This window comes from Acidobacterium capsulatum ATCC 51196 (assembly GCF_000022565.1).
Taxonomy (GTDB): Bacteria; Acidobacteriota; Terriglobia; order Terriglobales; family Acidobacteriaceae; genus Acidobacterium; species Acidobacterium capsulatum.
Genome location: NC_012483.1, coordinates 2,470,744 through 2,488,414 on the forward strand (window position 1 = coordinate 2,470,744; position 17,671 = coordinate 2,488,414).

14 protein-coding genes are annotated in these 17,671 nt (G+C 61.2%); 5 read left to right on the forward strand and 9 right to left on the reverse strand.

Annotated elements, in window-relative coordinates; all coding sequences use genetic code 11:
- Window positions 1-60: 60 nt before the first annotated feature.
- The 3 genes from ACP_RS10075 to ACP_RS10085 are packed head-to-tail and all read left to right on the forward strand — an operon-like array spanning window position 61 to window position 4,369.
- Window positions 61-3,138, forward strand: coding sequence for a sensor histidine kinase (locus ACP_RS10075; RefSeq protein WP_015897211.1), 3,078 nt, complete (start codon window positions 61-63; stop codon window positions 3,136-3,138).
- On the forward strand, window positions 3,138-3,779 hold the full coding sequence (locus ACP_RS10080) for a response regulator (RefSeq protein ID WP_015897212.1): 642 nt from the start codon (window positions 3,138-3,140) through the stop codon (window positions 3,777-3,779). Before ACP_RS10075 ends, ACP_RS10080 begins: the two co-directional genes overlap by 1 nt.
- Window positions 3,780-3,796: 17 nt before the next feature.
- Window positions 3,797-4,369, forward strand: a complete 573-nt coding sequence (locus tag ACP_RS10085) for a hypothetical protein (RefSeq protein ID WP_015897213.1) — start codon at window positions 3,797-3,799, stop codon at window positions 4,367-4,369.
- A gap of 102 nt (window positions 4,370-4,471) precedes the next feature.
- Here the strand turns inward: ACP_RS10085 and ACP_RS10090 are convergent, their stop codons facing one another.
- The 6 genes from ACP_RS10090 to rpmH form a co-directional block, all read right to left on the reverse strand.
- A complete protein-coding gene (locus ACP_RS10090) occupies window positions 4,472-5,230 on the reverse strand; it encodes an AIM24 family protein (protein ID WP_015897214.1) in 759 nt (252 codons plus the stop codon).
- A gap of 73 nt (window positions 5,231-5,303) precedes the next feature.
- On the reverse strand, window positions 5,304-6,017 hold the full coding sequence (locus tag ACP_RS10095) for a DUF4396 domain-containing protein (protein WP_015897215.1): 714 nt from the start codon (window positions 6,015-6,017) through the stop codon (window positions 5,304-5,306).
- 141 nt (window positions 6,018-6,158) lie between these two features.
- On the reverse strand, window positions 6,159-7,976 hold the full coding sequence (gene yidC, locus ACP_RS10100) for a membrane protein insertase YidC (protein ID WP_015897217.1): 1,818 nt from the start codon (window positions 7,974-7,976) through the stop codon (window positions 6,159-6,161).
- A 48-nt stretch (window positions 7,977-8,024) separates the two neighbouring features.
- Window positions 8,025-8,345, reverse strand: a complete 321-nt coding sequence (gene yidD / locus ACP_RS10105) for a membrane protein insertion efficiency factor YidD (RefSeq protein WP_015897218.1) — start codon at window positions 8,343-8,345, stop codon at window positions 8,025-8,027.
- Window positions 8,346-8,347: 2 nt separating this feature from the next.
- Entirely contained in the window at window positions 8,348-8,845 is a 498-nt protein-coding gene (gene rnpA, locus ACP_RS10110; RefSeq protein ID WP_238525529.1) for a ribonuclease P protein component, read from the reverse strand.
- Window positions 8,846-8,950: 105 nt separating this feature from the next.
- A complete protein-coding gene (gene rpmH, locus ACP_RS10115; protein WP_015897220.1) occupies window positions 8,951-9,106 on the reverse strand; it encodes a 50S ribosomal protein L34 in 156 nt (51 codons plus the stop codon).
- 614 nt (window positions 9,107-9,720) lie between these two features.
- Between rpmH and dnaA the strand changes: the two genes are divergently transcribed.
- Window positions 9,721-11,157, forward strand: a complete 1,437-nt coding sequence (dnaA, locus tag ACP_RS10120; protein ID WP_015897222.1) for a chromosomal replication initiator protein DnaA — start codon at window positions 9,721-9,723, stop codon at window positions 11,155-11,157.
- Between the two features lie 516 nt (window positions 11,158-11,673).
- The gene (locus tag ACP_RS10125; RefSeq protein ID WP_015897223.1) at window positions 11,674-12,822 is read left to right on the forward strand and encodes an acyltransferase family protein; all 1,149 of its coding nucleotides are present in this window, start codon (window positions 11,674-11,676) and stop codon (window positions 12,820-12,822) included.
- A 266-nt stretch (window positions 12,823-13,088) separates the two neighbouring features.
- On the opposite strand, the gene ACP_RS10130 is transcribed toward ACP_RS10125, so the two are convergent.
- The 3 genes from ACP_RS10130 to ACP_RS10140 form a co-directional block, all read right to left on the reverse strand.
- On the reverse strand, window positions 13,089-15,755 hold the full coding sequence (locus ACP_RS10130) for an ABC transporter permease (protein WP_015897224.1): 2,667 nt from the start codon (window positions 15,753-15,755) through the stop codon (window positions 13,089-13,091).
- Window positions 15,756-15,774: 19 nt separating this feature from the next.
- The gene (locus ACP_RS10135) at window positions 15,775-16,104 is read right to left on the reverse strand and encodes a PadR family transcriptional regulator (RefSeq protein WP_015897225.1); all 330 of its coding nucleotides are present in this window, start codon (window positions 16,102-16,104) and stop codon (window positions 15,775-15,777) included.
- Window positions 16,105-16,257: 153 nt separating this feature from the next.
- Window positions 16,258-17,592: an RDD family protein gene (locus tag ACP_RS10140; protein WP_041839479.1), complete on the reverse strand. Its 1,335-nt coding sequence runs from the start codon at window positions 17,590-17,592 to the stop codon at window positions 16,258-16,260.
- Window positions 17,593-17,671 lie beyond the last annotated feature (79 nt).

Sequence of the window (17,671 nt, forward strand, 5' to 3'; positions counted from 1 at the left end):
AAGGCTTCATGCAGAGCGCCGCAGCCTCGGCTGTGTACCATGGCGAGAGCATTGCCCCGCATGAATTCTTCGCTGCATCTGCGCCGCCTTTTGTTTGCGCTTGCCCTCACGCTGAGCGCCTGTGCCGCTCGCGCGCTCGACCCGCGCGTGCCGCTGCGGCAGGATGGCGCGCAGGTCTGGCAGACCGAGAGCGGATTGCCGCAAAACACTGTCCATTCGATTTTGCAGACGCGTGACGGCTTTCTATGGGCTGCCACTGAAGGAGGACTGGTGCGCTTTGACGGCGAGCAGTTCACCGCCTTCACCAGCCGGAAGAATAAGGGCTTGCCGAGCGACCTCATCTATCACCTCATGCAGAGCCGAGACGGCTCGCTCTCAGACACACTCTGGATCAGCACGGCAGCCGGCGTCGCCCGCGAGCGCAATGGGCACTTTCACTCCTGGCCCACCGGCGAGACCTATGCCACCTTTCAGGACCGCGCCGGAGACATCTGGGCGCTGACAGCTTCCGGCATTGAGCGCTTCACCGGGGGCCGCTTCATGCTGGCCACCGAGGCCACGCTCACCGAGGCCAGCAGCATGCTGCAAACGCCGGATGGCGCGCTCTGGGTGAGCAGCAGCGAGGGCCTGCTGCGCGCCGCAGCCGGGTCCAGCCATTTCGTGGTGGTGGGCGCGCGTGTCCCGGTGCAGGCGATGGCGCCCGGCCCCGGGCACACACTCTGGGCTGGCACCCCCACGGGCGTAGAAGTATGCACGGCAAAAGACTGCAGCACGCTGCACGTGTTGGGTCTGTCCGGTCCTTTTTTTGTCTCCGCGCTCGCGCCTTCGACAACTTCGCCAGACAACATGTGGGTCGGCACGGATGAAGGCCTCTTCCTCGTGGGCCACCATCACGCCCGCCGTTACGGAATAAAAGATGGCCTGCCCTCGGGCCAGATCAATTTTCTCTTTCATGATCGTGAAGGCGCGCTGTGGATCGGCACCAATCGCGGCCTGGCGCGCTTTGCCAACGGCCTGATGGAATCGCTGCCGAGCCGCAGCGAAGTGGCCGGCAACATCGTGCTCTCAGCTTATGAAGACCGCGAGGGCGATCTGTGGCTCGGCTTTGAATCCAATGGACTCGGCGTGCTGCGCAGTCTGGCCTTCTCCAGCCTCACGGTTCGCGATGGCCTGGCCGGCAATTATGTGCTCTCGGTCACGCAGGACACTCATGGCACCCTTTGGGCAGGCACCAACGGAGCCGGGCTCAGCGGCGACAGTGACGGTCACTTCACCACGCTCACCACCGCGCAGGGACTTTCCAGCAACATCGTCATGGCGCTTGCGCCGGGCCGCGACGGCACCCTATGGGCAGGCACTCCCGATGGGCTGGATGAGATTCGTAACCATCACGTGCGCATTTTCACCACGGCCGATGGCCTGCCTGATGATTTTGTGCGCTCGCTCTTCGTCGATGCACTGGGGACGCTCTGGATCGGCACCCGCCGGGGACTCACGCGGTACTCCGGCGGACAATTCACCACGTATACCGATCTGGACGGCCTCGGCGGCAACCTGATCGGCGCCATGCTTGAAGACCGCCGCGACCATGCCCTGTGGGTTGCCACGCTGGGCGGTCTCTCCCGGCTGCGCAACGGAAAATTCCAGAACTTCACAACCGCCGATGGCCTCTCCAGCAACATTGTCACCGCGCTTTATCAGGATGCGCAGGGCACGCTCTGGATCGCCACCAAGGGCGGCGGCCTCGACCGCTACCAGAACGGCCATTTCACCAGCATCTCGTCCAAAGCCACGGGTCTGCCCGAAAGCATCTACGGCATTCTTGGCGACACGCGCGGCTACCTGTGGCTCAGCTCGACGCATGGCATTGATCGCGTCAGCGAGGAAGCACTCAACCGCTTCGCCGCGCACCAGATTCGCAACCTGCCGATCGCCACATTTGGCGCGTCAGACGGCATGGGCATCAGCGAGTGCAGCAGCGGCGGACATCCGGCAGCGTGGCGCGCGGCAAATGGAACGCTCTGGTTCGCAACTCTCAAGGGGCTGGCCACGGTGAATCCCGCGCACATGGCCATGGATCGCGTGCCGCCGCTGGTCGCGCTCGAGAGTGTGCGCATCGATGATGCACCTGTGCCGCTCGCTGCGCATCTGCGCGTGCCGCCGGGCCGCACGCGCGTGGCCTTCCACTATGCGGGCCTCAGCTTTGCCGCGCCGCAAAAGGTGCGCTACCGCTATCAGCTCAGCGGCTTTGACCCCCGCTGGATCAACGCCGGAAACCAGCGCACCGCCTACTACACCAACCTGCCGCCCGGGCGTTACACCTTTCGCGTGCTGGCCTCAAATCAGGACGGCCTCTGGTCGCAGAACGCTGCAGTGGTCGCGATCACCGTGGAGCCGCAGGTTTACCAGACATGGTGGTTCCGCCTGTTGCTGGTGCTCGGCGTGGCCTTGCTGATCTACCTTGAATATCGCCGCCGCGTGCGCCGTGTGCGCTCAGAGTTTCAGGCCGTATTGCGCGAGCGCACCCGCATCGCACGCGAAATTCACGACACGCTGGCCCAGGGCTTCGCGGCAGTCTCGGTGCAGCTTGAGGTGGTTTCGCGCCTGCTGCCCAACGCCACCGAAGGCGCGCGTCACGCCCTCGACACCGCTCGTTCGCTTGCACGCAGCAGCCTGCAGGACGCCCGCACCTCCATCTGGGACCTGCGCTCGCAGAGCAGCGAGCAGGAAGATCTCGCCACGCGCCTGCGCAAACTGGCCGATCATCTTTGCGCGCCCGCAAATATCAAGGCGCAGCTAGAGGTGAATGGAGCCTATCGCCCGCTGACTCCGGAAGTGGAAACCGAGCTGACGCGCATCGCGCAGGAAGCGATCGTCAACGCTGTTCGCCACTCCGAAACCGCATCGATTGCCCTGCGTCTCAGCTTTCATGAGCGACAAATTGAGCTCTCCGTGCGGGATAATGGCAGAGGATTCTCCGGCGCACCGCCTGCCGCGCGTCCCGGGCACTATGGCATCACGGGGATGCACGAGCGCGCCGAACGCATCGGAGGCAAGCTGACCATCGAGAGCCGCCCCGGCGAAGGCACCGAGGTACATCTGACGCTGCCTTTGAAAAGGGACGGAGGAGAAAAATGATGGACGACACTACCCACACCGCAACCATCCGCATTCTTGTGGTGGATGACCATCACATCGTCCGCCAGGGGCTGGTCGCGCTGCTGAACACGTTGCCCGGCTTTGAAGTCATTGCCGAGGCCGGCGACGGCGTCGAGGCCATCGCGCTGCATCGTGAGCATCAGCCCGACATCACCATCATGGACCTGCGACTGCCGCGGATGAATGGCGTCGAGGCCATCACGCGCATTCGGGAGGAATCTCCGGGCGCTCGCATCGTGGTGCTCACCACTTTTGACGGCGATGAGGATATCTATCGTGCCCTGCAGGCAGGTGCCCGAGGCTACCTGCTCAAGGGCATGGACGCGGACGACCTTACCGCCGCCATCCGCTCGGTGCATGCGGGCAAATCACGCATTCCCACGGTGGTGGCCGAGCGACTCGCCGAACGCATGAGCGGCTCTGAACTGACCGCCCGCGAACTCGATGTGCTGCGCCTCATCGTGCAGGGCCGCAGCAACCGCGAAATCGCGGCCGATCTGCACATCTCTGAGGCCACCGTGAAAACCCACATCAACAACCTGCTCAGCAAGCTGGGCGTGAGCGACCGCACGCAGGCAGCCACCACGGCGCTGCAACGCGGCCTCGTGCATCTGGAGTAGTGCTCAAAAGAGGCTTGATGCGAATTCTTCGTCCCTTGCTCGTCTTCGCTGTTTGTGTCCCGCTCTTCGCGCTGCCCACTGCAATCGTCTGGGCTGTGCCCCGCGCCTTCGCCCAGTCCTCGCCGGCCGAGGCTGCCGCGTGGCACGCCGCAAGCCGCAGCGAGCTGCAAACTTATCTGCCCGCCCGCGCGCCGGTTGTGACCGAGCGCATTGAGACAGAGATGCCCGCCGCTTCGGGCATCATCAACAACAAAGACCAGTTCATCGGCGGCGTTGTGCTCATCACCGCCGGCTATTCGGCAGACGGCAAATACTCGCACTACTTTGTGACGCAGGTGCCTCTGGAACTCGGCTCGGCCAGCCACCCCGTGAAGCTGGCGCCGGGCAATTATCTGATCGGCTACGTGCGCCAGGATGAGGCGCTGCAGGTTCGCATTTATGAAGCCGCCAGCGGCAAGCCTGCCGGCGACGTGAAAGCCGTGCTCGACCCCGCCATTCACGGCGTGACGGCCTTCCGCATCTGGCCGCCGTCAATGCACCGGCTCATCCAGATTGGCCGGTTCACGTTCCCCTATCGCATTTTGAAGTAGGGGTCAACCGAAATAGACGTCACACAGTTACATATAAAAACTGGCGGAAAACTATCATTTTGGGTGCCCCGGGTCCGTGTGTCCGGACCCGGGTAGAATCCTCTACCGCATGCCGTCGAGCAACGAGCCCACAATGCCGCCCACCACGCCGGCTTCCGCCACCTGACGATTCTCGCCCTGCGGCAGATACTCCATCAACGCATGCGCCAGATTTGCCAGCGGAAGCGTCTGCAACCACACACGGCCAGGGCCGGTGAGCGCCGCCAGAAAGATGCCGTCGCCGCCGAAGATCATGTTTTTGATGCCGGGCACGCGTGTGATCTGGAACGACACACTGTTCTCAAACGCGCCCACATGGCCCGGATGCACCCGCAGCGTCTCGCCCGGCCGCAGGTCTTTCACCACCACCTCGCCAGAAAGCTCGAGCCACGCGACGCCGTTGCCGCCCACCTTCTGCAGTAGAAATCCGTCGCCGCCGAAGATGCCCGCGCCGAGCGACTGCTGAAAGCCAACACCCAGCGTGACCTGCTCAGTCCCGCACAAAAATCCATGGCGATGAATATAAAACTCGCGGCCTTGTCCTACTTCCACCGGGACAATGTGTCCCGGCACCTTGGTGGCAAAGGCGACCTCGCCTGGAGCGCCGATGGCGCGATACTCGGTCATGAACAGCGATCCGCCGCCGGCCATGCGCTTGATGGCGCCAAAGATTCCGCCGCCGCCGCCCATCTGCGTGTGCGTGCGCATCTGAATCGGCGCGGTCATCCACGACAGTTCGCCAGACTCGGAGATGATGACCTCGTTCGGTTCAAGAAGAAACTCAATGGCGGGCATCGTCGTGCCCAGAATGCGGTTTTGCATGCAGCGCTCCTTATCGCTAGGAGTATATCTCCGTCCTGTTGTTACGGAATTCGCCAGCCTGCGGTTCCCGCGTTCAGCCCATGGCCTCCTTGATGCCCTTGCCCACCAGCCAGCGGTTCATGGGAGCCGTCGTCAAAAATCCGCACACCATCGCAATTTGCATCATGAGCCAATATTGCGGTTGCAGCGGGGTGAGATGCGGCGCGGGGAAAAACACAAAATACGAGAGTGCCATCCAGCCATACATGCCTACCTGAAAGGCTGCAATCGAGAGCGTATCGGCCTTGATCGCCTCTGCCAGGGCCTGGCCCACCGGCAAGTGCCGCATCGGCTGAATGGAGAAGTACTGAAAGGCAATCCCCAGCAGCCACGCACCGCCGAAGTCGATGATGTACTTGGTCAGCAAGTCGCTGCCAAAGAGCGTGAGCCCGGCGAAGAAAACGCCAAAGTCGCACACCACGTCGGCTAACGTGCAGCCTGCTCCGCAATGGCTGGCCGCCATCGCAATTTGTTGCCAGGTTGGATCGCGGCGTGCCATCTTCATATCATCGTCATTTCCTTCCCAACTGCTGTGATGGCTCATCTCATGATGATGCCCGTGGCCGCTCTTGTTTCTGCCAAAGCTGAAATAACCCCAGAGGGCAAAGACGCTCAGGTAGAGCGCGGTGATGGGCCACACCAGATTCATCACGCCCATCTTTTGCGGATGCCGCACCTCATCCAGCGCAATGATCAGGGCACAGGCAAAGGCAACGCCCAGCGAAATCCACGCAATCTCCGCCAACATTCGATTCGCTCCTTTCCTGACTGTTGTGATGCACGAGAGCGCATCTCAAAAGCACGCCCTAAAGGCCAGCCCCGGAAGCCTGCAAAGAAAAGAGCGGACGGGGAATCCCCGTCCGCTCTCTGTGAGGAGTGCAATTCGCAGCTAGCGCCGCGCGTTGATCACCTTGCCGCCTTGCGCTCGTTTTCTTGCGGCGCGCTTTGCGGCCAGCTCCTTCATTTCGCGGCCCATGCCAGTGCTGTTCATCACCCACTGCTGGCCCACGCCGAGAATGTTGCCGCCGGCCCAGTAGAGTGCCACGCCTGAGCCGATGTGCAACATCATGAAGCCGAAGAAGGCCGGCATCATGAAGGCCATCATCCGCTGTTGGGCCGGGTCCACGCCGGGCGACGGCGTAAAGAACTGCACCAGGAACATCGACACCACCACGAAGATGGGCAGGATGTAATACGGATCGGGCGCTGAAAGATCGGGCAGCCACATCCAGTGCGCGTGCCGCAAGGCAATCGTGACCTCAAGCATGCGGTAGAAGCCGATCAGCAGGGGGTACTGCAGCAGCATTGGCAGGCAGCCGGCAAACATGTTGATGCCTTCCCGCTTCTGCAGGTCCATCATCTCCTTGTTCATTTCCTGCTTGCGCGGATCGGTCGCCTTGTACTTGGCATACTTGGCCTTGATGGCGTCCATCTGCGGCTGAATGCGCATCATGGCCAGCGACTTCTTCATCATGGTCACGCGGGTCGGCATCATGGCCGCATTCAGAATCAGTGTGAGCAGCAGAATCGCCCAGCCCCAATTCGGAATGCCGTGATTATGGAAGAACTGCAGCACCAGGAACATCGGCTTCGCAATCCAGCCCCAGAAGCCATAGTGCACAATGCCTTCAAGATTGAAGTGGTACGCCGTGTGAATCGACTTCAGCACATCGAGCGCCTTGGGCCCCACAAACAGGCGGTCATGCACCTCACCAGTTGTGCTGCCCACGGCCGCGCCCAGCACCGGCACCTGGTCCATCTTTGAGGTTTTCGGATGCGCGGGGTCGCGCGGCAGTTCGAGCGCGTGATGCAGCGTAACCATTAAGGCGTTATCGGGGTTCGGCGGCAGAAAGATGCTCGCGAAGTAAAGATCGCTCACGCCCGCATAATCGAGCGGCCCCTGCACGGTGTCACCGCCGGAGACCTTCTTCGGCTCGATCTGCTTCACATTAGGGCCGCCCGCCAGATGAAAGCCCGTCTTCGCGCCGGTCTCCTGGTCAATCTGCGCGTTCTGGTACTGAGGCAGCGTCTCCTGATCGCCAAAGCCGGAGGGCCACGCCAGCAGCGCGGTGACTGGGGCGCCATTGCGCGTCACCTTCACGTCCGTCTCAAGCACATAGCTCTTTTCAAAACGGAAGGTCTTCTCCACCGTCAGGCCATTGGCCGAGTAGCGGAAGGTCAAGGTAGCCGGCGCCTGAATGGTTCCCGTTGCCGAAGGCACGTACATCGCCTGATTCAGCTGCTGCGTCAGGGCCGCATCGTAGGTGTAAAGCGACAGGGGATAGCCGAACTGCTGCGCCGCCTTGTCATTCACCATGTCGAGCGGGCGATTCTGGGCGTCATTGGTGTACTTCTTCAGAATCCACGACTTCGCCACGCCACCGCGGTTGGTGAAGGTCACGCGATAAAGCGGGCTCTCAACGGTCGTGGTGGTCTCGGCCGCAGCCAGCACGGCCGGGGTGGTCGCGGCTGCAGGTGCGTTGCCCGAGGCTGTCTGTCCTGGCGCGCTTGCCGGCGCGGCAGATGGCGCAGGGCTGTTCTTCTGCGCGGCAGGCGTGTGCTTCCCGTTGGGCGGCGCAGGTGGGGCGTTCTTCGAGCGGAAATACTGCAGCCCAAGGAAGATGGCGAGGAAAATGACGGCATAGATGAGCAGCGTCCGCGAGTCCGGTCCACCGCTCTGCTGATTGGGATTCTGTATTTCTGGCAAGACTACCTTTTCCTGACTGTCGTTGGATTCCAGTCTGACACTTCTATGTTAACGGGCATCGCGGCTTCGCGGTTCCCTGCGAGAGGCCTTTGCCTCGAAATTTGAGCCATTCGCACGCAGATGTGGGCCGCCAGGCTTTGGCCTCAGCGGCACAGGATCAAACCCTCCCCGGCTCAACGGATGGCAGCGCAACAGCCGCCACATCGCCATAACTGCACCTCGCGCGAGTCCCCACTCCGCCACGGCGATCGCGGCATACTCCGAACACGTTGGCTGAAAGCGGCAGCCTCCGGGAGCCAGCGCATGCAGCGTGGGCGAGACCGCGCCGCGATAGAACGCCAGTCCTGCCGCCGCCAGCCTCTCACGCATTTTCACGGCTTTGCCTGCTTCTGAGGGGTGGGCTTGCGGGCTCGCCCGGGCCATGGTTTCCGTGGCTCGGCCAGTTGCCGCTCCTGCTCGGCGCGCAGGGCGTCCACGCCTTCGCGCTCGATGCGGGCCGCAATCTTCGCAAAAATCTCGGCAACTTCACGCGAGAGCGCGGTAAACTCCATCGTCATGACACTCTTGCGGGGATGCAGCACCACGTCCACGCAGCCCGGCAGCAGTTGCAGATGCTCGCGCACCGCCTCACGCATGCGCCGCTTGATGCGGTTGCGCTCCACTGCCTTGCCCATCACGCGGCCGGCCGTGAGCCCCACGCGCGGAATTGCCGCAGAAGGGAGCACCGGGGGCGCGTCCGCAGGGCGCACGCGGCAAAAGTAGGTCATCGAAGCGGAAAACTGCTTGCGGCTCGCCGCATACACGCTCTGATAGTCGGCGTGCTTGCGCAGACGCGCCTCACGCCAGGAGTTCATCGCATGCTGGGCCACAGGGTTCATCGCAGAGAAAAAGGCAGCCGGCTCATCGGGAGCCGCTGCCTTGGGTAAAACACATAAACTGGCTTTGCGCACCAGTAATGGGCGCAAAGGCTGGGACTAGTCGCGGTAGCCCGCGCTCACGGCAATCTTGTGACGGCCCTTGGCGCGACGGCGCGACAGAACGGCGGCACCGTTCTTGGTCTTCATGCGGCTGCGGAAACCATGCACCTTGGCACGGCGGCGGCGGTTCGGTTGAAATGTGCGCTTCGGCATAAAACGGCGCTCCTGAATCTTTAATCTTGAGAATCTTGCGGCCCGTGGGCCTCAGTCCGTGCCCGTGGCTACTGTGACAAAACAGCGAATGCGGACAGAACTTGAGTATATCGCAAATCCGGCCCAATCACCAAGCATCTGCCAGCCGACCCCGCTTTGCGAGCCGCTGCATCACAACCTGCGGCGGCCACCTGCCGGGGTCTGACGCCACGCCGTCTCTCAACCACTCGCAGCACACCCGCAAAATGGCGTCAAATCACCATCGTGCGCCTCGAAATGTGCAGAATCGCTAATATTGATGCGGCTCCGCGGGTTTTCACCAGGAATGGTGCAACTTGCCGGGTACCACAGATTCCGAGGCAAAACCACATTCAAAAGCACGGTCTGACTGTGCTAGTATCGCCTCCGTTCAAGTTATTTTTTTTCGACGCCTCGCGGCAGTCAAAAAGGAATTCAGACCAGACGCCGAAACGTGACAGTTCGGCGCTTATCCCGGCCAGCGAAATACGCTCCCTCCGCCCGATTCTCCACAGCCGGGCGTGGCCTGCGCATTCCTCAAAGGCCAGCTTGTGTCATTTTCCTCCCCCTCCGCGGGCGTGTGGTAAGGAAACCGCATGTCATCGTTCGCAACCGCACCGGCGGCTCCCCTGAACCCATGGGTTCGCATCCTCGGAGCGCTCGAGAAGAAGGTCAATCGTCAGTCGTATGACACATGGCTCAAGCCCACCCGCTTCAGTCACGTCAAAGACCGCACGCTCATTGTTCGCATTCCCACGACGGATTTCCGTTATATCGCTGATCGCTACGATGACCTGATCCACGAGGCCATCGAGAACCTGCAGCTTGAGTTCGACGAAGTCAGCTTCGTCACGCCGGAAGAAGATCCCATGCTGGCCCGTGCCCGCGAAGACGGTGGCTTTGCTCCCGCCCCGGCGCACGCGCCCAACACACCGGGCAATGCCGGTGCCCAACGGCCTGCACAGCGCCTCAACGGAGCAATGCCCCAGCAGAGCCGCTTCGACTGGTCCACCGCGGCGCAGCTCAACCCGCGCTACACGTTCGACGCCTTTGTGATTGGCTCTGGCAACCAGTTCGCGCGCGCCGCAGCCGAGGCCGTGGCGGAGCGCCCCTCCAAGGCCTACAACCCGCTCTTCCTCTACGGCGGAGTGGGCATGGGCAAGACGCATCTCATGCATGCCATTGGCCACGAGGTAAAGCTGCGCAATCCCAGCGCCTCCATTTGCTATGTGTCGGTGGAGAAGTTCACCAACGAGATGATCAGCTCTCTGCGCTATGACAAGATGACGACCTTCCGCGACAAGTTCCGCTCGGTCGATCTTCTGCTCATTGACGACATCCAGTTCCTCTCGCAGAAAGAGCGCACGCAGGAGGAGTTCTTCCACACCTTCAACGCGCTGCACGAGAACATGAAGCAGATCGTCATCGCCTCTGACCGCCCGCCCAAAGAGCTGCCGGAGATCGAAGACCGCTTGCGCTCGCGCTTTGAATGGGGTCTCATTGCCGACATTCAGCCGCCCGATCTTGAAACCAAGGTCGCTATTCTGCAGAAGAAGGCCGAGAGCGAACATGTTCTGCTGCCCACCGACGTCGCGCTCTTCATCGCTTCGAACGTACGCACCAACGTGCGCGAGCTTGAGGGCGCGCTGACGCGCTTGTTTGCCTGGTCACAGCTCAACGGCGTTGAGATCTCTCTGGCCACCACACAGCAGTGCCTGAAGCAGTTCATTGACACGCAGGTGCGCAAGATCACGATTGAGGCCATTCAGCGCGCCGTTGCCGAGCAGTTCGGTATGCGTGTTGTCGAGCTCAAGCAGAAGAACAACTCGCGCGCTGTCGTCGTGCCCCGCCAGATTGCCATGTACCTGGCCAAGCAGATGACCGAGGCCTCGCTGCCCGAGATCGGCCGCCAGTTCGGCGGCAAGCATCACACCACTGTCATGCATTCCATCGGCAAAATCGATGAGCAGCGCCGCACCGACAAGAACCTGAACAGCACCCTCAACAAGCTGCAGGAGACACTGAACAGCTAGGCAACTGCCGTCCAGCCGCACGCGCATTGGGCGCAGCACAGAGCCCGCATCCCAGGATTCAGGATGCGGGCTTTCCTTCTGCGACAGGGCGCCGTCATTGCTCTTCAAGCAATCGCGGACTGCTGCACGCCGTATGACCTGAATCACAGACACAGAGCCGTCACGCTCACACCTTTTTCATAAACCCGAAGGCTTGATCAATTTTCTTCTACGCTATACTGACCTTTCATTCGCGCTAAGGGCCAACACCTGATGTGGCGTTATGACTTCTGGCAACGGCATCCAAGCATGCAAAATTCGTACCCGCTGGGGAGCAGGCACGTAGAGTCCCGCGCAATATTTACCTACCTGCTGAACGCACTGGAATAGCTTTCATCAACAGCAATCAGCGACATTCGCTCGTGCACGATTCCAGTAACCATAAACGGCAAGAGTCGATGCCTGCATCGTGACTTGATTTTCAAACGGGATCAGCATCCAACCGCAATCAAAGCCCAGATCAAAGAGGTATACCTTTTGAACGCGAACTCCGTCACGAACGGAATTTTTGAGAGCCGAGAGAACAACCTCGATTTCCTTCGCTTGCTTCTGGCTCTGTCCGTTATTTACTCTCACAGCTTTCCGCTTGGCGGCGGGCCGTCCGCAAATGAGCCTTTGAACTGGTTCACCCATGGGCAGTCCACGATCGGAACGATGGCTGTAGATTCGTTTTTCATTCTCAGCGGATTCCTGGTCACCAACAGCTTCCTGCGCTCAAAATCTGTTTTCAGCTATTTCAAGAAGAGAATCGCACGCATATATCCAGCTTTTATTGTCTGCATGTGCCTCTGCGTTCTTGCGGTATCGCTGCTCGGCGAGGCCAAGCTTGCCGGCAATGGCCTGGCTGGAAAGTTGTCAAATCTTGCTTTCCACCTGGCAATATTGCATGAACCGATTTATCTTCATAGTTTTTCCTATAACTTCAGCCACAAGGTTGATGCGTCGGTATGGACTATTTGTTATGAGTTTTACTGCTATATCGCCGTAGCCGTACTCGGAATCATAGGTGTGCTCGGCAGTCGAAAGTTCATTCTGGGATTGCTCATCTTTTCAGTGGTCGGGATGGTAGCCTTCTCGATTGCATTCAGTGTGGCTCCTCCGCACAGCTTTCTTGGGCATCTCTTTGCAACCCATGCATACCTGGCAGAACGAATCGATCTCCGCGATCAACTGATTCCGATGTATTTGTCCGGGGTTGCTTTTTACCTGTTTCGAGACGTCATTCCACACAAAATTCAACTTGCTCTTCCGGCCGCACTACTGCTGCTTGTTTCTGCATTCGTCCCTCATCTGTGGTTCGCGACCTTCTCGATCGCGGGTGCATATCTTCTGTTCTGGGTAGGTTTTCACCCTAAGCTGCACCTGCAGCGCTTGACCAGTACGGGAGACTACTCCTACGGCATCTATCTGTACGCTTTTCCTATCCAGCAAATCATCCTGGCAAAGCACGGACATGCGATGGCGCCTTTCACGCTCTTCTTGCTCGCCGTGCCCATAACGGCCCTTTGTGGCGTGCTGAGCTGGCATCTGGTTGAAAAGCGATTCCTGTCGAAGGGGCGGCGAAAGGGCAAAGACGCACCTATTTTGCCAACGACGGCGGTCTATCAAAGCGGCAGCGCTAAATAGACTTCTTTGTCGACGCTTTCAGCTTTGCAAGGGTATGAGGGACTTACGCGCCAGGCTTATGACGTTCATTGCGCGTCCTCGGGAAACACGCCCGCATCTTCGTGATGCGGGCGTCTCAATTTACCAGGAAGAGTGAGTGCCCATGCAAACCCGGCATTGGCGTCCATGGGACCTTTTGGGTTGAGTGCCCAATTCTTGCACTGTGCGCCCCAGATCCGCGTGTCCAGACCTGGGATTTCGCAATCGCGGCAACGAACCATGCCGCACTACTGCACCCGCAACGCCTCTGTGGGCTCAATGTGCGTGGCGCGCATCGCTGGCACGGCGCAGGCCAGCGCCGCCGTCACCGCGAGGCATGCGGCCATGGCTGCCACCACGGCCCCGTCGAGCGGCTGCGTGTCATAGAGCATCGAGCGAATCAGAAATCCCACGCCCACGCCACCGGCGATGCCAATCGCCAGCCCGTACAGCACCGGACGCAGTCCATCCACCACCACCAGCCACAATACCTGCACACGCTGCGCGCCCAGAGCAATGCGAATGCCGATCTCCGTGGTGCGCTGCGTCACCAGATAGGAGAGCACGCCGTACAGCCCCACAGCAGCGAGCAGCAGCGAGAGCACCGCAAAGGCCAGCAGCAGAGTCGCGCTGAAGCTCGCCGTATTCGTGGACTGCCCCACCACCTGGTGCAACGTAAGCACCTCGGACAACGGCAGCGAAGGATCGAGCGTCGCAAACATCTTTTGGATCGGCAATGCCATGTTCAACGGATCGCCCACCGTCCGCACCATCAGTGTGGTGTTGATTGCATTCATGGAACCCGAATACATCGGAAAATAGAGGGTTGCTTTCGTGGGCTTGGACGCACGGTAGAGCGTGTCACCCACCACGCCGACAATCTCGTAGTCCTCCGGTGTCGGACTCGTCCGGGCAATGCGAATCTGCTGCCCCACTGGATCCTCGCCGTGAAAGTACTGCGCGGCAAAGGCACGGCTCACGATCACATATTTGCTATTCGCCAGCCGCTGATCATCCGTGAAGAAATGTCCACGAATCAGCGGAATCTGCATTGCCTGGAAGTACCCTGGATCAGCCGTGCGCACCAGCGCATCGTCCATCAGAGGATTCGCCGGCACAGGCTTGCCGGAAACGGTGAATACCTCGTCGCCCTGCCAGCCCGCACCCGGCGCGGTTGAAACCAGCCCGGGCGCCACCACTCCCGGCATGTGCCGCACCCGCTGCAAAAGCGCCTCATGAAAGGCCACAACTTTGGCTGGCGTATCGTACTGCTTACGCGGCAAGGAATACCGCATCGTCAGCACGTGATGCATCGCGCAACCCAGCCGCGTGCCGCGCATTCGCAAAAAGCTCTGAAAGAGCAGACCCGCGCCAATGAGCAAAACCACGGTCAGCGCAATTTCCGCTGTCAGCAGTATCTGCCGCATGCGTGCTTTGCTGACGCTGCCGCCCAACGAGCGCGAGCCCTCCTGCAATGCCTGAAGAACTCCCTTGCCGGTGGAAGAGATTGCCGGCAGCAACCCGGCCACGATCGCAGTCACAAAGACCAGACCGAGAGAAAAAGCCAGCACTGCGCCGTTCACATGCACCGTGCTCGCACGCGGCAAATCATGCCAGTGGCTCGCCAGCCAGTGCGTCACCAGCATCGAGAGTCCGACTCCCAGGCCGCCGCCCGCAATGCAGATCAGCAGGCTCTCGGTCATTTGTTCGCGAATCAGCGCCAGGCGGTTCCCGCCCAGCGCACTGCGCACCGCGACCTCCTTGCGCCGGGCCGCGCTGCGAGCCACCAGCAGATTCGACACATTCAGGCAGGCAATCAGCAGCATGCAGAACACAGCGCCCATCAGCACCAACAGAGGCGTGCGAATATCCTGCACCATGTCGCTCAGCATCGGCCGGAAGCGCGCTCCCTCGCTCACCGGTTCACTGGCATGTGCCAGGTGGATCCGGTACTGTACCGCGCTCACCTGCGCGGTTGCCGCCGCAGCGCTCACGCCTGGCTTCAGCCGTGCTACCACCAGGCTTTGGTGATTGGCATTCTGCGCGTACTGAACGGGCGTAAAGGTCTGCCCATAAGGCAGCCAAAGCTCCACCGACGGATCGGGATAACTGAACCATCGCGGCAGCACGCCGATGATGGTGTACGGTACGGAGTTCAAATGCACCTGCTGCCCCAGCACCGCGGGATTGCCCCCGAACCGCCGCTGATACAGGCTCCACGTCAAAATCACCACCGGATGGCCGCCCGGATGGTCCTCGGCCTTCGTGAATCCCCGCCCCAGAGCCAGCGGCACGCCCAGGGTCGAAAACAGATTCCATGAGCCACCCGCGGCCTGCACGGCCTCGGGCAACTGCCCTTGCGCATTCGTCAGGTTCGCTCCCCACCACCGCCACGCGGCCATGCTTTGGAAACCATGCGTCTGCTTTTGCCACGCAAGATAATCGCCCGGGGCCACTACATTGAGCCCATCCCCGCCATTGAAGCTGTGAGCAAAGTGCTCGTACACCATCACCAGCTTGCCGGGGTCCTTGAACGGCAAAGGACTCAGCAGCACCGACTGCACAATCGTGAACAGCGAGGTCGTCGCCCCAATGCCCAGCGCCATCACCAGCACGGCCATTACCGTGAAGCCCGGCGTGCGGCTCAGCGTGCGCACCCCATAGCGCACGTCGCGCCAGATTTTTTCCAGACTGTTCCAGCGCCATGTCGCACGCGCATCTTCGCGAAGCAAAGTTGGATTCCCAAATGCGCGCAGCGCCGCCGTTCGCGCATCTTCGGCAGACATTCCGGCCGCGCGATTCTCCGCCATCTGCTGCTCCAGATGAAAGGCCAGCTCGTCGCTCAACTGCTCCGTCGCCTGCCGCCGCCGAAACAACGTCACCATGGCCATCCGCACCCGCTGCCACCACCGCATTCGCCTCTCCTTGCGCGGCTTACGCGCTTTCCACCACGAGCTGAATTGCTGCCGAAAGCCGGTTCCAGCTCTCTGTCTCTTTTTCAAGCTGCTTCCGCCCGGCCGCCGTGAGCGAGTAGAACTTCGCCTGCCGCCCGGTCTCAGTCTCGCCCCACCGGGCCCGCACCCATCCCTGCTGCTCCAGCCGGTGCAGCGCCGGATACAGCGAGCCCTGCTGCACCTGAAGTACCTCGTTTGAAATCTGCTGAATGCGCTTGGCAATCGCCCAGCCATGCCGTGGCTCCAGCAGAATCGTCTTCAATATCAGCAAGTCGAGTGTGCCCTGCAAAAGATCGCTCGGTTTTCCCATACTATGACTATCTACACATCGAATTGTAGATAGTCAAGGCATCTATACGCGCTTCGCTTTCCGATTGTTCCCGGCAAGCCCAGAAACAAAAAGCCTGCACTCGCTGAAAAAGCGAATGCAGGCTTTAAATCTTGCCGGATGCGGCTTTTGCCGCTAATTCTCGCGATAGCTGCGCTGATAGGTGCGCGTCATGCGGTCGTGCCAGCCGAGGCGGTCCTCGTCAAAAAACGACCACAGATAGCCCAGCCCAAGCGGCAGCGCCGCCAGCAGCAGCGCGACGATGCGCTGGCGCATGGCTTGGCGCGTCGGGTTTTCATCATCAAAGGTACACAGCGCGATCTTCGCGTAGCGCATGCCCGGCGTGCCTTCGGCAAAGGTGAAGAACAGCCACTGGTACACCGCAAACAACACCAGCAGCGCGGCCCCCGCGCCAGCCAGCGCCAGCTTGCCCGTGGGCGGATGCGGCGTGCATGCCACAAACGTCGCCACAAAAGCCAGAAATCCTGCGCCCACCAGGCAGGCGTCCACCATGGCGGCCATCAACCGGTCTTCCAGGCTCGCGCTGTAAATCGGCGCATCCAGCAGCAGCTCGGGCGTCGCCAGCGGCAGGTCCTGCGCCAGAGCGGCGGCGTGGGCCACAGGTTCGCTGTCCAGGCGAATCGAGTGCCACTCCGGCAGCACCGGCCCTTCGATCACCGGCTCATGCGAGATGGCCTCGGGCTCCACTTCAAAGATGCGCAGTTGCGACTGCTCCTCTTCGGCGATGCGAAGCGGCCCCTCTTCGAGCCGCGGCCGGGCCTTGCGCGAGGCGATCAATTCACGCGGAAACTCGATCACCCGCGCCGGCAAGGGGTGCGCCGGCTCAATCGTGGCTGCCTCCACGGGATCCTCAAACAGTTGCGGAGTCTGCTCTGGCTCCGGGTTGTATGCGGATTCCGGCGCCCGCTCCTGCCTGCGCTTCGCTCCCGAGGCGTAGGCCTCAGCCGGGGTGCGCAGCGCGGGCGGCAGCGACTCTTCGCTGATGCGGTACACCGGTACCGGGGGCTCCTCGACGACAGGCGCCGCCATCTCTTCCCAGCGATTGCCTGCAACCTTCTCTGCCTGCTCCTCAAGAGCCGCCTGCTGCATTGAGCGGCTACGATCGCCAGATTCATTCCGCTCTATCTCCGCGGCACGATCCAGCTCAAGCCCTTGCAGCATCGCCTGTGCAGCGGCATGCGCCTGATGCGCCGCCTCAGCTGCGGCGCGGGCAGCCTTGGCTGCCTCCTGTGCCAGCATTTCGCTGTAGCTAGGGGCCTTCGCATAGCGCTCTGCCACCTTGGCGGCAATGCGGCGTCCGGCACGCTCCCCGGCGGCCGGCTGCAGAGCATCCATGCCGGGCAGCAGATTCTGCTGGTCCCCGGGTACCGCAACCCGTCGCGAACGATGCGCGCTCAGCTTGGCGTTAATCTCATCTTTCCAGGCAGGCAGGCTTTGCGTTTGGCTCAAAGTTTTCCTCATCCTTCCCGTTTCGCGAGGGTCTCTTGCTGCTTGCAGTGGACCGGGCGCGACCGGTGTTTCTGTTGTT